This window comes from Streptomyces vulcanius (assembly GCF_042653945.1).
Taxonomy (GTDB): domain Bacteria; phylum Actinomycetota; class Actinomycetes; order Streptomycetales; family Streptomycetaceae; genus Streptomyces; species Streptomyces mangrovi.
On the sequence record NZ_JBHSFK010000010.1, the window covers coordinates 34,589 to 52,524 of the forward strand.

Sequence of the window (17,936 nt, forward strand, 5' to 3'; positions counted from 1 at the left end):
CCGCCGGCTGCCCTGTCGGGAGCTGGACGTACTGCCGTGCATGGACATCGCCCCGCTCCTCTCCCGGCATGTGGTGGACGACAACAACTCTGCCCGGGGGACGAGTTGGGCGCCACCGAATAAATCGGCCGCTACCGGCGACGCCACCTGCGGCGGCGGGACTTGCTGAAGAACCATCCGGCGGGCGGCTCGTCGGAGCGCCACGGCTGCGGCTCGGGTTCCTGCGACTTCCAGCGTGCGGCGAGCATCCGGGCCCGGGCGGACGGCTCGGACGTCCCGGCGGACCGTATGAACTCCTCGTCCAGGACGAGGTCATCCCAGACCTCGTCCCCGGACTGTCCGCGACCGCCGCTGACCGATGTGTCGTCCGCCATCCCCGTCCTCCTGGTCTCATCCGCTCTGTCCAGTGTGCGCGGAGGGGCGTGAAGCCCCCGTCAAGGCGGGCCCGCCCGCCCCGTTGCGTGGCCCCGCGGTCCCGTCAGGGAACCCACGCCCCGTCAGGGACCACGCCGGTCTCCGGACCGCCTCCTACTCCTCGCCCGCCAGCGTCAGCGCCCGCAGCTTCTGTCCCGCGTACCAGGTGGCCAGGACGGTCACGACGACCAGGAACACCGTCGCCGTCGTCAGTCCGACCTCGGAGGTGACCAGGTCCCCGCCGGCCACCTTCTGGGCGACGGCCAGCGACCACTGCTGGACGCTGAGCGTGCGCGCACCCGGCACCAGTGAGCCGAACAGGGCTTCCCAGACGAGGGCGTAGACCAGTCCGAAGACCACCGCGTGCCGGGACACCGTGCCCAGCAGCAGGAAGAGTGCCGCGTAGGCGATCGAGGCGACCAGCGCGGCCACCGTGTAGGCCACGGCGACCTGCTGGCCGTTGCCGTTGAGGATGAAGCCGGCGATCAGCGTCGGCAGGGCCGAGAAGACCATCGTGACGGCTACCGCCACGATCAGCTTGGTGAAGATGATCGTCGGCCGCTTCAACGGCTTGGACAGCAGATACACCACGGAGCCGTCGTCGATCTCCGGGCCGATCGCGCCGGTGCCGGCGATGACGCCGATGATCGGCACCATGGTGGCGAGCGCGAGCCCGCCCAGCAGGTCGGCGGCCGTCTGGTCGTCGGCGCCCGCGAGGCCGCGCACGACCACGGAGATCGCGATCAGCAGCAGGGGCAGGGCGCCCAGGATGAGGGCCCGGCGGCGGCCGAGCAGTGCCCGGTACGTGAGCCGGGCGACTGTGGGGTCGTACATTCTTGGGCCTCCTACGCCGCGACCAGGTACGAGAAGACGGACTCGAGGGACTCGTCGGACGGCGAGACCGTGAGCAGCCTGATGCCGTGGTCCCTGGCGACCTTGGGCAGCAGGGCCGTGAAGCGGCCGAAGTCGACGGCCTGGATACGCAGCGCGCCCTCCGCCAGGTCGACCTCGATGCCGGAGGTCGACGGGTCGGCGATCAGCGCGGCGGCGAGGGCGCGGTCGTCGCTGGAGCGCACCAGGTAGCGGTGCGGCCGGTCGGTCATCAGCCGGCGGATCTTGCGGAAGTCGCCGCTTGCCGCGTGCCGTCCGGCGACCACGACCTCGATGTGCCAGGCGAGCTGCTCGACCTCTTCGAGGATGTGGGAGGAGAACAGCACGGTGCGGCCCTCGTCGCCCATGCGCCGCAGCAGGTCCATCAGCTGCATCCGCTGACGCGGGTCCATGCCGTTGAAGGGCTCGTCGAGCAGGAGCAGCGACGGCTCGTGGACGAGCGCGCTGGCCATCTTCACGCGCTGCCGCATGCCCTTGGAGTAGGTGGAGATCTTGCGGTCCTGCGCGTACTCCATCTCGACCGTGGCCAGCGCCTTCTGTGCGGCCTTGTCCCCCAGGCCGTGCAACTCGGCGTTGGCGACGACGAATTCGCGGCCGGTGAGGAAGTCGTACATCGCCTCGCGCTCGGGGACGATGCCGATGTGCTTGTAGATCGCCTCGTTGCGCCAGACGGGCTGTCCGTCGAGGGTGACCGTGCCGGTGGAGGGGGCGAGGAAGCCGCCCATCATGTTGATCAGGGTGGACTTTCCGGCGCCGTTGGGGCCGAGCAGTCCGGTGACGCCGGGGCCGATGTTCATGGTGATGTCGTTGACGGCGACCACGTTGCCGAACCAGCGGGAGACGTGGTCGATGCTGAGCGTGGTCACAGGCCCACCTTCCGGTAGCGGCGGATCAGGAGGCCGTAGCTGGCGGCGATCAGGCCGAGGACGGCGAGGACGTACACCGCGCCCTCGCCCTTGGAGGGTCCTATGCCGCCCGGGAAGGCCGAGCTGGCGCCCAGGAAGGCGGACTGCACTCCGTCGATGAGCGTGACCGGCGAGAACAGGCCGATCCACGGGACCGCACTGGTGCTGTTCTGGGCGTCGGCGATGGCCTGGAGGGTGGAGACCGCGCCGTAGGAGATGGTCAGGACGGCGATGACGGCCGCGATGCCGAAGCCGCGGCGCGGGGTCACCGAGGCGATGACCAGGCCGATGCCGGCGAAGAGCAGGGAGAGCAGTGCCACGGAGACGAGTCCCTGTGCGAATCCCTCGGTCTGGTCGGCGAAGTCGAGCTTGGCGAGCAGCGCGCCGACGTAGAGCACGAGCAGTGGGGCGGCGGTGAGGACGAAGAGCGCCGAGGCCAGTGCGGCGAACTTGGCGCGCACGTAGTCGGCGGTCTCGATGGGCCGCGAGAAGTACAGCGGCACGGTCTTGAAGCGCAGGTCGCGCGAGACGGACTGGGGTGCCTGCGAGGCGATGTACAGGCTGATGACGGCCTGCATGACGATCGCGTAGCGCGTGTAGTCCACGGGGAGTTCTTTGGCCTTCGTGGCGACCGCGACGGCGACCATGATGGCCGCGGGCACGCACATCACCACGAACAGCAGCATCGGCAGCACCTTGGACTTCACCGAGCGGCCGAGGCCGTAGGAGCCGCGCAGGGACTGCGAGTACAGGGAGCGGCGGGCGTAGGCGCGGCCGAGACGGGGGCCGTCGTAGCTGCGGTAGCCGATGTTGTGGATACGGGTCTGGTCGCCCGGGGGCGCGGTGACCGGGTGCTCAACCGCCATGGCCGACGGCCTCCTTCCGCTGCTCGTCGCTGTCGTTGCCGTCGGTGTTCTTCTCGTCGGCGTCCGTGAAGACCTCGGAGATGTGGTGCCGGCGCTGTTCCATGCGGACCAGGCCGAGGCCGAGGTCGGCCACCACGTCCCGGACGACGTCGTACGTCTCCTCGCCGCGTGCGGTCAGCAGCAGGATGTGGCCGGCGCCCGGCAGGCCGGTGCCGGATTCGAGGACGTCCACCCCACGCGCGTGGAGCGCCTCGCGCACCGCGCGGGTGCCGTCCGGGTGGTCGTCGGTGTCGGTGACCTCGATCGCGAGGGTGGTCGTGGTCTGGGTGAAGTCGGTGGTGGAACTGGAGCGCAGGAGCTTGCCGCCGTCGACGACCACGACGTGGTCGCAGGTGCGCTCCAGTTCGCCCAGCAGGTGGGAGGTGACGAGGACCGAGATGCCGAAGTCGGTGTGGATGCGGCGGATCAGGCCGAGCATCTCGTCGCGTCCGACCGGGTCGAGGCCGTTGGTCGGCTCGTCGAGGAAGACCAGTTGCGGGTCGTGCACCAGCGCCTGGGCCAGCTTGACCCGCTGTTTCATGCCCGTGGAGTAGCCGCCTATCGGGCGGTAGCGCTCCTCGTACAGCCCCACATGGCGCAGGGTGTCGGCGGTGCGCTCGCGGGCGGCGGTGGGCGGCAGGCCGGACATGCGGGCCATGTGCACGACGAACTCGGTGGCCGAGACGTCGGGCGGCAGGCAGTCGTGCTCCGGCATGTAGCCGACGCGCTCGCGGATGGTGGCGCCCTTGGTGGCGACGTCGAGGCCGAGCACCTCGGCGCGGCCCTCCGTGGCGGGGGACAGACCCAGCAGGATCTTGATCAATGTGGACTTGCCGGCTCCGTTGGCGCCGACGAGTCCGGTCACACCGGGGCCGACGTCCACGGAGAGCCGGTCAAGAGCGGTCACCCGGGGGAACCGCTTGCTCAGGCTTTCGGTCGCGATCACAGTCACGTTCTCGAATTTAGTGATGTTCGCCACGGATTTCGTCAGACTTCAGAGCCGTCTTCACGTCAGACCTCAGATGTACGGGCCCGTAGGGGATCCCCTGCTTGAGAGTTACGGCCGCCGGCTCTCAGCCCTTACCCGCCCTATTGACGATTTATCTAGCAAGTGTCAGATTCGGCCGCGGATCCCGAGGAGAGTGCCTTCTTGCTGGACGACGATCTGCCGCACGTGCGGCGCTGGGCGGAGGACGAGTGACGGTGCTGAAGGGCGCGCGGGAGCGCCGGGTGCGGACGGGCGGCATCGAGCTGTGCGTCGCCGAGCTGGGGGATCCCGGGCGGCCGACGGTCGTACTGGTGCACGGCTACCCGGACAGCAAGGAGGTGTGGTCCGAGGTGGCCGCGCGGCTGGCCGAGCGCTTCCATGTCGTCCTGTACGACGTCCGGGGGCACGGCTGTTCGACGGCGCCGCTTCCCCTGCGCGGAGGTTTCACCCTGGAGAAGCTCACGGACGACTTCCTCGCGGTGGTCGACGCGGTGAGCCCGGACCGGCCGGTGCACCTGGTGGGGCACGACTGGGGCTCGGTGCAGTCCTGGGAGTTCGTCACGGTCGAGCGCACCAGGGGCCGCATCGCGTCCTTCACCTCGATGTCCGGGCCGTCCCTCGACCACTTCGGCCACTGGATCAACCAGCGCCTGACCAGGCCGACTCCGCGCCGGGTCGGCCAACTCCTCGGCCAGGGAGCCAAGTCCTGGTACGTGTACCTGCTGCACACCCCCGCCCTGCCCGAACTCGCCTGGCGCGGCCCGCTCGGCAAGCGCTGGCCGGGCCTTCTGCGGCGCCTCGAGAAGGTGTCCGGCGACGACTACCCGACGCCGTCGCTGCCGTCGGACGCCGCCAACGGCGCCTGGCTGTACCGGGACAACGTGCGGACCCGGCTGCGCCGCCCCCGTCCCGACGCGCACGCCCACGCGCCCGTGCAGCTCGTCACACCCTTGGGCGATGTGTTCCTGTCGGAGCGGCTGTACGACGAACTGGAGCGGTGGGTGCCGTCGTTGACCCGGCGCACGCTCCCGGCGAAGCACTGGATTCCGCGCACGCGCCCCGACCAGGTCGCCTCCTGGATCGCAGGGTTCGTCGCGTCCGTCGAGGACGGGCAGCCGGAGCGGCGCGCCACAGGACGCCACGCAGACCGATTCGGCGGGCAGTTGGTGCTGGTCACGGGTGCGGGCAGTGGGATCGGGCGGGCCACGGCGTTCGCGTTCGCCGAGGCCGGCGCGCGCGTGATCGCCGTAGACCGGGACGCCGAGAGCGCGGCCCGTACCGCGGAGCGGTCCCGGCTGATCGGCGCGCCGGAGGCCTGGGCGGAGACCGTGGACGTCTCCGACGAACAGGAGATGGAGAAACTCGCCGACAAGGTCCATACCGAGTACGGGGTGTTGGACGTGCTGGTGAACAACGCCGGGATCGGGCTGTCGGGTTCCTTCTTCGACACGACGCCCGACGACTGGCGCCGGGTTCTCGACGTCAACCTGTGGGGTGTCATCCACGGGTGCCGGCTCTTCGGCCGGCGGATGGCGGAGCGCGGGCAGGGCGGGCATATCGTCAACACCGCCTCCGCGGCGGCCTTTCTGCCGTCCAGGGCGCTGCCCGCCTACAGCACCTCCAAGGCGGCCGTCCTGATGCTGAGCGAGTGTCTGCGAGCCGAACTCGCCGGTCAGGGCATCGGCGTTACGGCGATCTGTCCTGGACTGGTCAACACGGGCATCACGTCCACGGCCACCTTCGTCGGCGTCGACGCGGCCGAGGAGAAGCGCCGCCGGGAACGCTCCACGCGCGCGTACGGGCTGCGCAACTACCCGCCGGAGAAGGTCGCGGACGCGATCCTGCGTGCGGTGGTCCGCAACGAGGCGGTGGTCCCGGTGACGCCGGAGGCACGCGGAGCGCATGCGCTGTCGCGTTTCGCACCCGGGATGTTGAGAGCTGTGGCACGGCTGCGGCCACCCCTGTGAGGGGACTTGGGGTGTCCTGCTCCAAGTCACGGGCCGTCAGTTGAGGTTGGCGAAAGGTCCGAAAACGGCCGCCAGTTGTCCACAGAAACTCCAACTTGCCTGTGGATAACTACTGTTGGTTGTGGATCAAACCTGGAGCGCGAAATTGGATAGGTGATCCACGTCTCTCCCGTCATGCTGGGAGCGTGAACGAAAAGGACATGGACGAGAGACGCACCGTGAAGGTGTCGAAGTACCTCTCGAAGCATCTGCGCCACCAGCCCGAGCGCATCGGCCTCACCCTCGACGAGGCCGGCTGGGTCGAGATCGACGAACTCATCGCGGCCTGCGCCGCGCACGGCTTCCGCTTCACCCGGGCCGAGCTGGACCACGTGGTCGCGGCCAACGACAAGAAGCGCTTCGCCGTCGAGGGCACCCGGATCCGCGCCAGCCAGGGCCACAGCATCGAGGTCGAGCTCGGCCTGCCCCCGGCGACCCCGCCGCCGTACCTGTACCACGGGACCGTGGCCCGCTACCTGGACGCGATCCGGGACGAGGGGCTGCGGCCCATGAACCGGCACGACGTGCATCTCTCGGCGGACCGCGAGACCGCCACCCGCGTCGGTGCCCGCCGGGGCCGCCCCGTCGTCCTCTCGGTGGACGCGGGAGCCATGCACAGCGACGGCCATGTGTTCCACGTCAGCGCCAACGGGGTGTGGCTGACCAAGACCGTACCGCCGCGGTATCTGAGGTTTCCCGAACAGCACTGACGCTGCATTATCACTGGTATGGACCACCTCCCCACCACGGAAGCCGCCGTCACCGCCCTCCGGGAAATCGCCGACGCGTACGCGCTCGAGATCGAGGTCACCCATGACATCGGCGCCGACCAGACCTCCCGCCGCACCACCGCGGGCATCGGCGTCACCACCGACCCGGACGGCTCCCTGCCCCACGAGGCCTACGTCGAGCTCGGCGGCCGGCCGAGCGTGAGCGTGCGGCTCTACCCGGACGGCGACGCCCTGATCACCGTCGATGGGGTGGAGTGTCCCGATGTCGACCGGGACGACGTCCCCGCCTTCGTCCGGGCCGTCCACGAGGGCCATGCCTGGGTCACGTCCCGTCGCTTCCCACCGGGAAGCTTCCTGGTGGTGCCGCTGCCGGGCGACCGCGTGCACAAGGAGTTCATCTCGCTGGGGCTGAGCGGCTGGCTGGCGAGCCGGGTGCGATGACTGTTTCACGTGAAACAGCGCCGAGAGCAGAGAGCGGGGACGCGTAGGGTCGAGGGCATGCAGTTGAGCACGGTGATCCTCCCCATCCACCGGTGGAGCGAGGGACAGAAGAACTGGCGGCTGGCCGAGGACCTCGGATTCCATACCGCGTACACGTACGACCACCTGTCATGGCGGACCTTCCGGGACGGACCGTGGTTCGGGGCGATCCCCACCCTCACGGCCGCAGCGTCGGTGACCCGGACCCTGCGCCTGGGCACCCTCGTGACCTCGCCGAACTTCCGCCACCCGGTGACCCTCGCCAAGGAACTGATCTCCCTGGACGACGTCTCCGACGGCCGGGTGACCCTGGGCATAGGCGCGGGCGGCAACGGATTCGACGCCACCGTGCTCGGCAGGGAGCCGTGGACCCCACGCGAGCGCGCCGACCGGTTCGCCGAGTTCGTGGCGCTGCTCGACCGGCTGCTCACCGAGGACTCGGTGTCCTGCGACGGCACCCACTACTCGGCCCACGAGGCCCGCAACATCCCCGGCTGTGTCCAGCGCCCCCGGCTGCCCTTCGCCGTCGCGGCGACCGGACCGCGCGGGCTGCGGCTCGCCGCCCGCCACGGGCAGGCGTGGGTGACGACCGGGGATCCCAAGCTGTACGAGCACGGCACCCCGGAGCAGTCGCTTCAGGCCATTCGCGGCCAGGTCGAGAAGCTCACCGCCGCGTGTGCCGCAGAGGGCCGGGACGTGGCCGAGCTGGGCCGGATCCTGCTCACCGGGTTCACCCCGGACCGCACCCGTCCGCTGGAGTCCCTGGACGCCTTCGTCGACTTCGCGGGCCGACACAAGGAACTCGGCTTCACGGAACTCGTGATCCACTGGCCGATCCCCGACTCCGACTTCGCCGTGGACGAGAAGGTCTTCGAGCAGATCGCCCTGGAGGCACCGGACCAGCTCCGCTGACCTCCGGCCGTCCACGCCCGGTCCGGATCCTCATGTGGGCGGACTCTCGCACGGTCGTGCGGGCATATGCGCGAGAATGGCCCGGTGACCTCAGCGACTCGACAGCCCGAAACCCCGGCCGCCGCCCTTCCGCCCCGACTGATCGCCACCGATCTCGACGGCACTCTGCTGCGCGACGACAAGTCGGTCTCCCCACGCACGGTCGCCGCCCTCGCCGCCGCCGAGGAGGCGGGCATCGAGGTCTTCTTCGTCACCGGCCGCCCGGCCCGCTGGATGGACGTCGTCAGCGACCACGTCCACGGGCACGGCCTGGCGATCTGCGGCAACGGCGCCGCCGTGGTCGACCTGCACGGCGGCCCCGGCGCGCACCGGTTCGTGAAGGTGCGCGAACTGGCGCTGGAGAACGCGCTGGACGCCGTACGGCTGCTGCGGGACGCGGCGCCCGGCACGCTGTACGCGATCGAGCAGACGTACGGCTTCTACCAGGAGCCGGAGTACCCGAAGATGCACATGGAGACCCCCGACAACCTGGCGGCCGCCGAGGAACTGCTGGCGGAGGGCGGCGCCGCGTCCACCGAGCCGGTCCTCAAGATCCTCGCCTACCACCCCACGATCGACCCGGACGCCTTCCTCACCCTCGCCCGGCTCGCCATCGGCGACCGCGCCAACGTCACCCGCTCCAGCCCCAGCGCCCTGCTGGAGATCAGCGGTCCCGGCGTCTCCAAGGCCAGCACGCTCGCCCTGTGCTGCGCGGAACGCGGTATCTCGCACGAGGAGGTCGTCGCGTTCGGGGACATGCCCAACGACGTGGAGATGCTGACCTGGGCCGGCCGGTCGTACGCGATGGGCAACGCGCACCCGGACGTGCTCGCGGCGGCCTCGGGGCGGACGGTCGCCAACAACGAGGACGGTGTCGCGGTCGTCATCGAGCAGCTCCTCGCGGAACACGCCTGACTACCCCACGGGCGCCCCGCGTTCCGCCAGCCACGGCACCGGGTCCACCGACGATCCCAGTTCCGGCGTGACCCGGACCTCGAAGTGCAGATGCGGGCCCGTGGAGTTGCCGGAGGTGCCCGACTGGCCGATCCACTGCCCGGGACTCACACCGTCGCCCTGGTCGACGGTGACGGCGGCGAGATGGGCGTACTGCGTGTAGTAGCCGTCGGCGTGCCGGAGCACGACCTGGATGCCGAACGCGCCTCCGCACGACACCCGCACCACCCGCCCCGCCCCGGCCGCCCGCACCGGCGTTCCGATCGGCACCGCGAAGTCCTGCCCGGTGTGCCGGTTCACCCAGCGGTCGCCGCCGCTGCCGAAGCCCGCGGACAACGTGTACGTCTCCACGGGAGCGACCCACGCGCGCGTGAAGTGCAGCCGCGGCTGGTCGAGCCGTACGGCACCACGGCACGAGCCCGCGGCGACCGAGACGTCCGCCTGCCCCTGCAACTGCCGGCGCGCCTGTTCGAGCTTGTCCTCGATGCCCTTCTTCAACGCGGCGAGTTCGCCCCTGCGCAGCTCCACCGCCCGCCATGCCTCCGTGGCCCGCGCCTCGTCGGCGGCCAGCTTCGCCTCGGCCCGCCGACTCCTGCCGATCGCGTTGTCGACAGCCAGACTCGCCCGGGCGAACACATGCTGACCGCGCATCAGCTCATCCGGGCTGCCCGCCAGCACCATCTGCGCGGCGATCGGCAGCCCGCCCCCGCTCCGGTACTGGGCCCGCGCGATCCGGCCCAGATCGTCGCGCAGGGCGCCGATCTCCCGACGTTCACGGCCCAGGAGCGCCTCCAGCCGCCGGACCTCGCCCAGTTGTGCCTCCGCCGCGTGCCGTCCCTCCTCGTACCGCCGGGTGGCCGCCGCCGCGTCCTCGTACAGCCGGGCCACCTGGGTGCTGAGCCCGGAGTCCGGTGCGGGGGCGTCACCGGACTCGCTGTCGGCCGCCGTGGGCCGTGCCGCGAGCACGGCGGCAGCGCACAGCAGGACCGGGACGAGAAGAGGGCGACGGCGAGATGAGCGCATGTCAGCGATCTTCACCCGGTTCCGCGGTACCGGTCCTGTTGGAGTCGTACGCCTGGGGGACGGCTCACCCCTGATGGCTCAGTACGCCCCCGCCATGAGCTCGGTGGTCGCCTCCCGCTCAGCCATGTTGCGCAAGGGCCCCGGCACGGCCGCCAGTTCCGCGTAGGTGCCGCGTTGTACGACCCGGCCGGCGTCCAGCACCAGCACCTCGTCCACCGACTCCAGACCGGCCAGCCGGTGGGTGATGAGTACCGTCGTACGGTCCTCGGTGGCGGCCAGCAGGTCGGCGGTGAGGGCGTCGGCGGTCGGCAGGTCGAGGTGCTCGGCAGGTTCGTCGAGCACCAGCACCGGGAAGTCGGCGAGCAGCGCCCGGGCCAGTGCCAGCCGCTGCCGCTGCCCGCCGGAGAGCCGCGCGCCGTGCTCGCCGACGAGCGTGTCGAGTCCGTCGGGCAGACCGTCCGCCCACTCCAGCAGCCGGGCCCGCGCCAGCGCGTCGCGCAGTTCGTCCTCGCTCGCGCCCTTCCTCGCCAGCAGCAGGTTCTCGCGCACCGAGCTGTCGAAGAGATGCGCGTCCTGCGCGCACAGCCCCACCAGCCGCCGTACGTCGTCCCCGTCCAGCTCGTAGGCGTCCACCCCGCCGAGCGTGTACGAACCCGCGCCCGCGTCCAGGAACCGCAGAAGCACCTGCGCGAGGGTCGTCTTTCCGGAGCCGGAAGGCCCTACGACCGCGATCCTGCGCCCCTCGGCCAGGGTGAGGTCGACCTCCGCGAGCGCGTCCCGGCCCTGCCCGGCGTGCCGCGCGGTGAGCCCGTGGACGACGAGCGGGAACGGCGACGCGGGCGCCGTACGCGGCCGTTCCGGCTCGCGCACCGGCTCGGGGGAGTCCAGGACCTCGAACACCCGCTCCGCGCTCCTGCGCACCCGCTGCCGGTACTGGACGGCCAGGGGAAGCCCCAGGACGGCCTCGAAGGCGGCCAGCGGGGTCAGGACGACCACCGCCATGGTCACGCCGTCCAACCGTCCGGCGACGACCGCCTGGGCGCCCACGAGCCCCGCCGCGGCGAAGGTCAGCCCGGACACGAGCGCGGTCAGCCCGGCACCGAGCGCGGTCGCCGTGGCGGCCCGCGAGGCGATCCGGGTGAGCACGCCGTCCGCCGCCCGCACCTCGGCGGTACGGGCGGACAGGGCGCCCGCGACGGTCAGTTCGGCGGTGCCGGTGAGCAGGTCGGCCGTGCGGGTGCCCAGTACGCCCCGAGCGGGGGCCAGCCGCCGCTCGGCGCGACGGGCCACCGCACCGGTGACCAGCGGCACCCCCACCCCCGCCGCCAGCAGCCCGGCCGCCAGCACCGCCCCCGCCTCGGGCAGCAGCCACGCCGTGAACGCGACCGACCCGGCCGACACGACGACGGCGCCGCCGGCGGGCAGCAGCCAGCGCAGCCAGTAGTCCTGGAGCGCGTCCACATCGGCGACCAGCCGCGTCAGCAGATCGCCCCGGCGGGTGCTCCGCAGCCCGGCGGGCGCCAGCCGCTCCAGCCGCCGGAAGACCGCCACCCGGGTGTCGGCGAGCATCCGCAGCACCGCGTCGTGCGACACGAGCCGCTCCGCGTAGCGGAACACCGCCCGGCCGATGCCGAAGGCGCGGGTCGCCGTCACGGCCACCATCAGGTACAGCACCGGCGGCTGCTGCGAGGCCCGCGAGATGAGCCAGCCGGAGGTGGCCATGAGCCCCACGGCACTGCCGAGGGCCAGGCTGCCGAGCAGCAGCGCGAGGGCGAGCCTGCCCCGGCGGGGGCCCGCCATGGCCCGCACTCGCGTGAGGACGCGTGCGCGGGAGGGGGTGCTGGGGGTCTCGGGGTCGTCCGAGGCAAGGGCCGCCGTCTCCAGCGGCGTGGGAGAGACCGCCGCCGTGGCCTCCACCGGCCGGTGCGACTCCACCGCGTCCACACCAGTCACCGCGTCCGCAGCGGCCACCGCGTCCAGCCGCTCCACCCGGTCCGCCACGCCCAGCAGCGCCGGCCGGTGCACGACCAGCAGGACCGTCCGCCCCGCCGCCAGCCGCCGTACCGCCGCCACGACCTCCGCCTCGGTCTCCCCGTCGAGCGCTGCCGTCGGTTCGTCCAGCAGAAGCACGGGCCGGTCCGCGAGGAACGCCCTGGCCAGCGCGAGCCGCTGCCGCTGCCCCGCGGAGAGCCCGGCACCGTCCTCGCCCAGGACGGTGCCGAGCCCGTCCGGGAGCGCGTCCACGAAGTCCAGAGCCCCCGCGTCCGCCAACGCCCGGCGTACGGCCGCCTCGTCGGCGTCGGGACGCGCCAGCCGTACGTTCTCGGCGACCGTCCCGGCGTACAGGTGCGGGCGCTGCGGAACCCAGGCGATCCGCGACCGCCACTGCTCCAGGTCGGCGTCGGCGAGATCGACTCCCCCGACCCGCACCCGGCCCTCGTCAGGCCGTACGAAGCCCAGCAGCGTGTGCAGCAGGGTCGACTTGCCCACGCCGCTCGGGCCCACGAGCGCGACGGTCTCCCCCGGCTCGACGACGAAGGACACGTCCGAGACGGCGTCCGCCGAACGCCCGGGATAACGGACCGTCACGCCCTCGAAGGCCAGCCGGCCCGCCGGGACGACCGTCGTGCCGGACGCCGGCACAGGCGTCTCCAGCACGGCGAAGATCTCCTCGGCCGCCGCGAGCCCCTCGGCCGCCGCGTGGTACTGCGCCCCGACCTGCCGCAGCGGCAGATACGCCTCCGGCGCGAGCACGAGGATGACCAGGCCGATGTACAGGTCCATCTCGCCGTGCACCAGCCGCATACCGATCGTGACGGCGACCAGCGCCACCGAGAGCGTCGACAGCAGCTCCAGCGCGAACGACGAGATGAAGGCGATCCGCAGCGTCCGCATGGTCGCCTGCCGGTACTCGCCGGTGATCCGCCGGATCGACTCGGCCTGTGCCTTGGCCCGTCCGAACACCTTCAGTGTGGGCAGCCCGGCGACGACGTCCAGGAAGTGGCCGGAGAGCCGGGACAGCAGCCGCCACTGACGATCCATCCGGGACTGCGTGGCCCAGCCGATCAGCACCATGAAGACCGGGATGAGGGGGAGGGTGCCGACGATGATGGCCGCGGAGACCCAGTCCTCGGTGACGATCCGCGCCAGCACCGCGACCGGCACGACCACCGCCAGTCCCAATTGCGGGAGATAGCGCGAGAAGTAGTCGTCCAGGGCGTCCACGCCCCGGGTGGCGAGAGCGACCAGAGAGCCGGTGCGCTGCCCGCTCAGCCACCCGGGCCCCAGGGCGGTGGCCCGCTCCAGGAGCCGTCCCCGCAGCTCCGACTTCACCGCGGCGCCCGCGCGGTGCGCGGCGAGTTCGGTGAGCCAGGAGACCAGCGCACGGCCGACCGCCACGGCCACCAACAGCAGCAGGGGGGTGCGGAGTTCGGCGACCGAGAGACCGTGCAGGAAGGCACCGACCACCACTTCGGCGATGAGCATCGCCTGGGCAATCACCAGGAGAGCCCCGACAGCGCCCAGGCCGATCACGGCCATCAGGAAGAACCGGGTGGCGCGGGCGTACCGGAGGAGGCGCGGATCGATTGGTTTCACGTGAAACATGCCCTTCGGCCCAGTGGGGTGTGTTTCATGTGAAACACACCCCTGTCGGACTCAGTGCGCGGCGTCGGCGAGGTGCTGGGTACCGATCCGCTTGCGGAACACCCAGTACGTCCACCCCTGGTAGAGCAGCACGAGCGGCGTGGCGATCACCGCCAGCCAGGTCATGATCTTCAGGGTGTACGGGCTCGACGAGGCGTTGGTCACCGTGAGGCTCCAGTCCTCGTTGAGCGTGGACGGCATGACGTTCGGGAAGAGCGTCAGGAAGAGCATGGCCATGGCGGCCACGATGGTGAGGCCGGAAAGGGCGAACGACCAGCCCTCGCGCCCCGCCTGGTTGGCCACGAGCGCCGTGACCAGGGCGGCGACCGCCACGACGAGCGCGACCAGGCTCTTGGCGTCACCGCTGTCGATCTGGGTCCACAGCAGGAAGACCAGTGCGAGAACGGCGGTCACCAGCCCGACCTTCATGGCCAGCTGCCGCGCCCGCTCCCGGATGTCGCCGACGGTCTTGAGGGCCGTGAACACCGCACCGTGGAAGGTGAACAGGGTCAGGGTCACCAGGCCGCCGAGGAGGGCGTACGGGTGGAGCAGGTCGCCGAGGGTGCCGACGTACTCGAAGTTCCGGTCGATCTTCACGCCGTGCACGATGTTGCCGAAGGCCACGCCCCACAGGAACGCGGGGAGGAGCGAGGTCCAGAAGATCGCGGTCTCCCAGTTGCGCTGCCAGTTCTCCTCGGGCCGCTTCGCCCGGTACTCGAAGGCGACGCCCCGGACGATCAGGCAGACCAGGATGACCAGCAGAGGCAGGTAGAAGCCGGAGAAGAGGGTGGCGTACCACTCGGGGAAGGCGGCGAAGGTCGCACCGCCCGCTGTGAGCAGCCACACCTCGTTGCCGTCCCAGACGGGCCCGATGGTGTTGATCAGCACCCGCTTCTCGGGCCGGTCGCGGGCGAGCAGCTTGGTGAGGATGCCGACCCCGAAGTCGAAGCCCTCCAGGAAGAAGTAGCCGGTCCACAGGACGGCGATGAGGACGAACCAGACGTCGTGCAGTTCCATGACTGTGCAGCTCCCTCGGCCTAGTACGAGAAGGCCATCGGCTTGTCGGCGTCACGGGAGTCGCCGCCGATCTTCGTGGGCGGGTTGAGGTCGGCCTCGGTCAGCTCGGGCGGGCCGGCCTTCACGTACTTCACCAGCAGCTTGACCTCGATGACGGCGAGGACCGCGTACAGGGCCGTGAAGACGATCATCGAGGTGAGGATCTCGGCCTGGGAGACACCGGGGGAGACGGCGTCGCGGGTCTGCAGAACGCCGTAGACGACCCACGGCTGGCGGCCCATCTCGGTGAAGATCCAGCCCCAGGAGTTGGCGATCAGCGGGAAGCCGAGAGTCCAGATCGCCACCAGCCAGTACAGCTTGGAGAGCTTGGGGCTGAGGGCCTTGTTCCGGAAGAGGACCAGGTGGGGCACCTCGTCGTCGCCGACCCTCAGGTGCTGCGGCAGCAGGAACCTCTTGCGGGTGAGCCAGAGTCCGGCCAGCCCGATAGCGAAGGACGACATGCCGAAGCCGATCATCCAGCGAAAGCCCCAGTAGGCGACGGGGATGTTGGGCCGGTAGTCGCCGGGCCCGTACTTCTCCTGCTCGGCCTTGTTGACGTCGTTGATGCCGGGGACGTGCGAGGTGAAGTCGTCGTTCGCGAGGAAGGACAGCAGGCCGGGGATCTCAATGGCGACCTTGTTGTGCCCCTTCTCGACGTCGCCGTAGGCGAAGACCGAGAAGGGCGCGGGCGCCTCGCCGTCCCACAGCGCCTCGGCGGCGGCCATCTTCATCGGCTGCTGCTTGAACATCACCTTGCCGAGGGTGTCGCCGCTGATGGCGGTGAACATGCCGGCGATGACGACGGTGACCAGGCCGAGCCGCAGCGAGGTCTTCATCACGGTGATGTGCTTCTTGCGGAACAGGTGGAAGGCGGCGATGCCCACCATGAACGCGCCGCCGGTGAGGAAGGCCGCCGACATGGTGTGGAAGACCTGGGCGAGCGCGGTGTTCTGGGTCAGCACGGCCCAGAAGTCGGTGAGCTCGGCGCGGCCCTTCTCCTTGTTGATCCGGTAGCCGACCGGGTGCTGCATCCAGGAGTTGGCCGCGAGGATGAAGTAGGCCGACAGGATCGTGCCGATCGAGACCATCCAGATGCAGGCCAGATGGATCTTCTTCGGCAGCTTGTCCCAGCCGAAGATCCACAGGCCGATGAAGGTGGACTCGAAGAAGAAGGCGATCAGGGCCTCGAAGGCCAGCGGGGCGCCGAAGATGTCGCCGACGAAGCGCGAGTAGTCGGACCAGTTCATGCCGAACTGGAACTCCTGCACGATGCCGGTGACGACGCCCATCGCGATGTTGATCAGGAAGAGCTTGCCCCAGAACTTGGTCGCCCTGAGGTACCTCTCGTTCTCCGTCCGCACCCAGGCGGTCTGGAGGCCTGCGGTGAGGGCCGCGAGGGAGATCGTCAGGGGGACGAAGAGGAAGTGGTAGACGGTGGTGATACCGAACTGCCAGCGCGCCAGGGTCTCCGGCGCCAGAGCCAAATCCACGTCGTCTGTCTCCTTACATGCCGTGGTAAAGCGGCAATTTGCCCCTTATGTCACACACATCAGCGGAGCAATCGGGACGCGCTTGTGAACGCGTTCACATTCACAAGCCCATAGTACGCACCGATTTTCGACACGTAAAAGGGGGGTCCCCGCCGTCGGGACCCCCCTCGGCCGCGGTGCGGTCACAGCTCCTTGCGGAACCCTTCCGTCACCTTCAGGAAGATGTCGTTCGCCTCGGTCTCCCCGACCGTCACCCGCACGCCCTCGCCCGGGAACGGCCTGACCACGACCCCGTGCTCCTCGCACGCAGCCGCGAACGGGAGCGTGTGCTCACCCAGCCGCAGCCACACGAAGTTGGCCTGGGTCTCGGGCACCGTCCAGCCCTGGGCGCGCAGCCCCTCGACCACCCGGGTGCGCTCGCCCACCAGGGAGCCGACCCGGCCGAACAGCTCGTCCTCGGCGCGCAGCGAGGCGATCGCGGCCTCCTGTGCGAGTTGGCTCACACCGAAGGGCACGGCCGTCTTGCGCAGCGCCGTCGCGACCGGCTCGTGCGCGATCGCGAAGCCGACCCGCAGACCGGCGAGGCCGTACGCCTTCGAGAAGGTCCGCAGGACGCAGACGTTCGGACGGCTGCGGTACAGCTCGACGCCGTCCGGGACCTCGGCGTCACGGATGAACTCCCGGTAGGCCTCGTCCAGCACGACCAGTACATCGCCCGGCACCCGGTCGAGGAATCGTTCCAGCTCTGTCCTGCGTACGACGGTGCCGGTCGGGTTGTTGGGGTTGCAGACGAAGATCAGCCGGGTCCGGTCGGTGATCGCGTCGGCCATGGCGTCAAGGTCGTGCACGTCCCCCGCCGTCAGCGGCACCTGCACGGACGTGGCACCGCTGATCTGCGTGATGATCGGATAAGCCTCGAAGGACCGCCAGGCGTAGATCACCTCGTCGCCGGGGCCCGCCGTCGACTGCACCAGCTGCTGGGCGACACCGACCGAACCCGTACCGGTGGCCAGGTGCTCGGCGGGCACCCCGAAGCACGCGGAGAGCTCGTTCACCAGGGCCGTGCACGCGAGGTCCGGGTAGCGGTTGAAGGAGCCGGCGGCGGCCGTCACGGCCTCCATCACGCCGGGCAGCGGCGGATAGGGGTTCTCGTTGGAGGACAGCTTGTAGGCCACCGGACCGCCGGCCGCGGCAGGCTTGCCCGGCTTGTAGGTGGGAATCCCCTCCAGCTCGGCGCGCAGTTTGGGGCTCGTCTCGCTCACCGCAGTCCTCCTCGTGACCACATCACCGGCTCCCGGCTTCAATGCTGCTCACCTTATGAGGATTCGGGGCGGGTGCGTAGCGGTGCGGGCGGGCCGCCGTCGGACTCGGGCGGGCCGCCGTCCGGCTCCCGAGGGGCCGCCGAGCGAACTGTCGTGATCTCTCATGATCTCTACGGACGAAGGCGTACGAATCGGGGGGCGCGCCATACATATATCTATGCGCCGGTAGCTCGCG

The 17,936-nt window shown here is 70.5% G+C and carries 15 protein-coding genes and 1 pseudogene; 6 read left to right on the forward strand and 10 right to left on the reverse strand.

From position 1 onward, the window contains the following. Positions 1-131: 131 nt before the first annotated feature. From ACFPIH_RS16900 to ACFPIH_RS16920, 5 genes are all read right to left on the reverse strand, one after another. Positions 132-374 carry an SGM_3592 family protein gene (locus tag ACFPIH_RS16900; RefSeq protein WP_381171226.1) on the reverse strand — a complete coding sequence of 81 codons (243 nt, stop codon included), beginning with the start codon at positions 372-374 and terminating at the stop codon, positions 132-134. A 154-nt stretch (positions 375-528) separates the two neighbouring features. Continuing rightward, positions 529-1,248 (reverse strand): ABC transporter permease subunit, encoded by a 720-nt coding sequence (locus tag ACFPIH_RS16905; RefSeq protein ID WP_381171224.1) that lies wholly within the window; start codon positions 1,246-1,248, stop codon positions 529-531. A gap of 11 nt (positions 1,249-1,259) precedes the next feature. Further along, positions 1,260-2,171, reverse strand: coding sequence for an ABC transporter ATP-binding protein (locus ACFPIH_RS16910; RefSeq protein ID WP_381171222.1), 912 nt, complete (start codon positions 2,169-2,171; stop codon positions 1,260-1,262). Beyond that, positions 2,168-3,076 (reverse strand): ABC transporter permease subunit, encoded by a 909-nt coding sequence (locus ACFPIH_RS16915; RefSeq protein ID WP_381171219.1) that lies wholly within the window; start codon positions 3,074-3,076, stop codon positions 2,168-2,170. The genes ACFPIH_RS16910 and ACFPIH_RS16915 overlap by 4 nt, the downstream gene beginning before the upstream one ends. Next, positions 3,066-4,061 carry an ABC transporter ATP-binding protein gene (locus ACFPIH_RS16920; protein ID WP_381171482.1) on the reverse strand — a complete coding sequence of 332 codons (996 nt, stop codon included), beginning with the start codon at positions 4,059-4,061 and terminating at the stop codon, positions 3,066-3,068. Before ACFPIH_RS16920 ends, ACFPIH_RS16915 begins: the two co-directional genes overlap by 11 nt. 165 nt (positions 4,062-4,226) lie before the next feature. Here ACFPIH_RS16920 and ACFPIH_RS16925 point away from each other — a divergent pair. The 6 genes and pseudogenes from ACFPIH_RS16925 to ACFPIH_RS16950 form a co-directional block, all read left to right on the forward strand. Beyond that, positions 4,227-4,316, forward strand: a pseudogene (locus tag ACFPIH_RS16925) (M24 family metallopeptidase); the annotation flags it as partial. After that, on the forward strand, positions 4,313-6,070 hold the full coding sequence (locus ACFPIH_RS16930; RefSeq protein ID WP_381171217.1) for an SDR family oxidoreductase: 1,758 nt from the start codon (positions 4,313-4,315) through the stop codon (positions 6,068-6,070). The pseudogene ACFPIH_RS16925 and the gene ACFPIH_RS16930, both read left to right, overlap by 4 nt. Positions 6,071-6,270: 200 nt before the next feature. Continuing rightward, a complete protein-coding gene (locus ACFPIH_RS16935) occupies positions 6,271-6,819 on the forward strand; it encodes an RNA 2'-phosphotransferase (protein WP_381171480.1) in 549 nt (182 codons plus the stop codon). A gap of 18 nt (positions 6,820-6,837) precedes the next feature. Next, on the forward strand, positions 6,838-7,281 hold the full coding sequence (locus ACFPIH_RS16940; RefSeq protein WP_381171215.1) for a hypothetical protein: 444 nt from the start codon (positions 6,838-6,840) through the stop codon (positions 7,279-7,281). A gap of 57 nt (positions 7,282-7,338) precedes the next feature. Beyond that, positions 7,339-8,232 carry an LLM class flavin-dependent oxidoreductase gene (locus tag ACFPIH_RS16945; protein WP_381171212.1) on the forward strand — a complete coding sequence of 298 codons (894 nt, stop codon included), beginning with the start codon at positions 7,339-7,341 and terminating at the stop codon, positions 8,230-8,232. 66 nt (positions 8,233-8,298) lie between these two features. Further along, a complete protein-coding gene (locus tag ACFPIH_RS16950) occupies positions 8,299-9,186 on the forward strand; it encodes a Cof-type HAD-IIB family hydrolase (protein WP_381171210.1) in 888 nt (295 codons plus the stop codon). On the opposite strand, the gene ACFPIH_RS16955 is transcribed toward ACFPIH_RS16950, so the two are convergent. The 5 genes from ACFPIH_RS16955 to hisC form a co-directional block, all read right to left on the reverse strand. Continuing rightward, positions 9,187-10,248: a M23 family metallopeptidase gene (locus tag ACFPIH_RS16955; protein WP_381171208.1), complete on the reverse strand. Its 1,062-nt coding sequence runs from the start codon at positions 10,246-10,248 to the stop codon at positions 9,187-9,189. Positions 10,249-10,326: 78 nt separating this feature from the next. Beyond that, positions 10,327-13,845, reverse strand: a complete 3,519-nt coding sequence (cydD, locus tag ACFPIH_RS16960; RefSeq protein WP_381171206.1) for a thiol reductant ABC exporter subunit CydD — start codon at positions 13,843-13,845, stop codon at positions 10,327-10,329. Between the two features lie 60 nt (positions 13,846-13,905). Then, positions 13,906-14,910, reverse strand: a complete 1,005-nt coding sequence (gene cydB / locus ACFPIH_RS16965; RefSeq protein WP_381171204.1) for a cytochrome d ubiquinol oxidase subunit II — start codon at positions 14,908-14,910, stop codon at positions 13,906-13,908. A gap of 20 nt (positions 14,911-14,930) precedes the next feature. Beyond that, the gene (locus ACFPIH_RS16970) at positions 14,931-16,439 is read right to left on the reverse strand and encodes a cytochrome ubiquinol oxidase subunit I (RefSeq protein WP_381171202.1); all 1,509 of its coding nucleotides are present in this window, start codon (positions 16,437-16,439) and stop codon (positions 14,931-14,933) included. 182 nt (positions 16,440-16,621) lie between these two features. Next, positions 16,622-17,701, reverse strand: coding sequence for a histidinol-phosphate transaminase (gene hisC / locus ACFPIH_RS16975; protein WP_381171199.1), 1,080 nt, complete (start codon positions 17,699-17,701; stop codon positions 16,622-16,624). Positions 17,702-17,936: the final 235 nt, after the last annotated feature.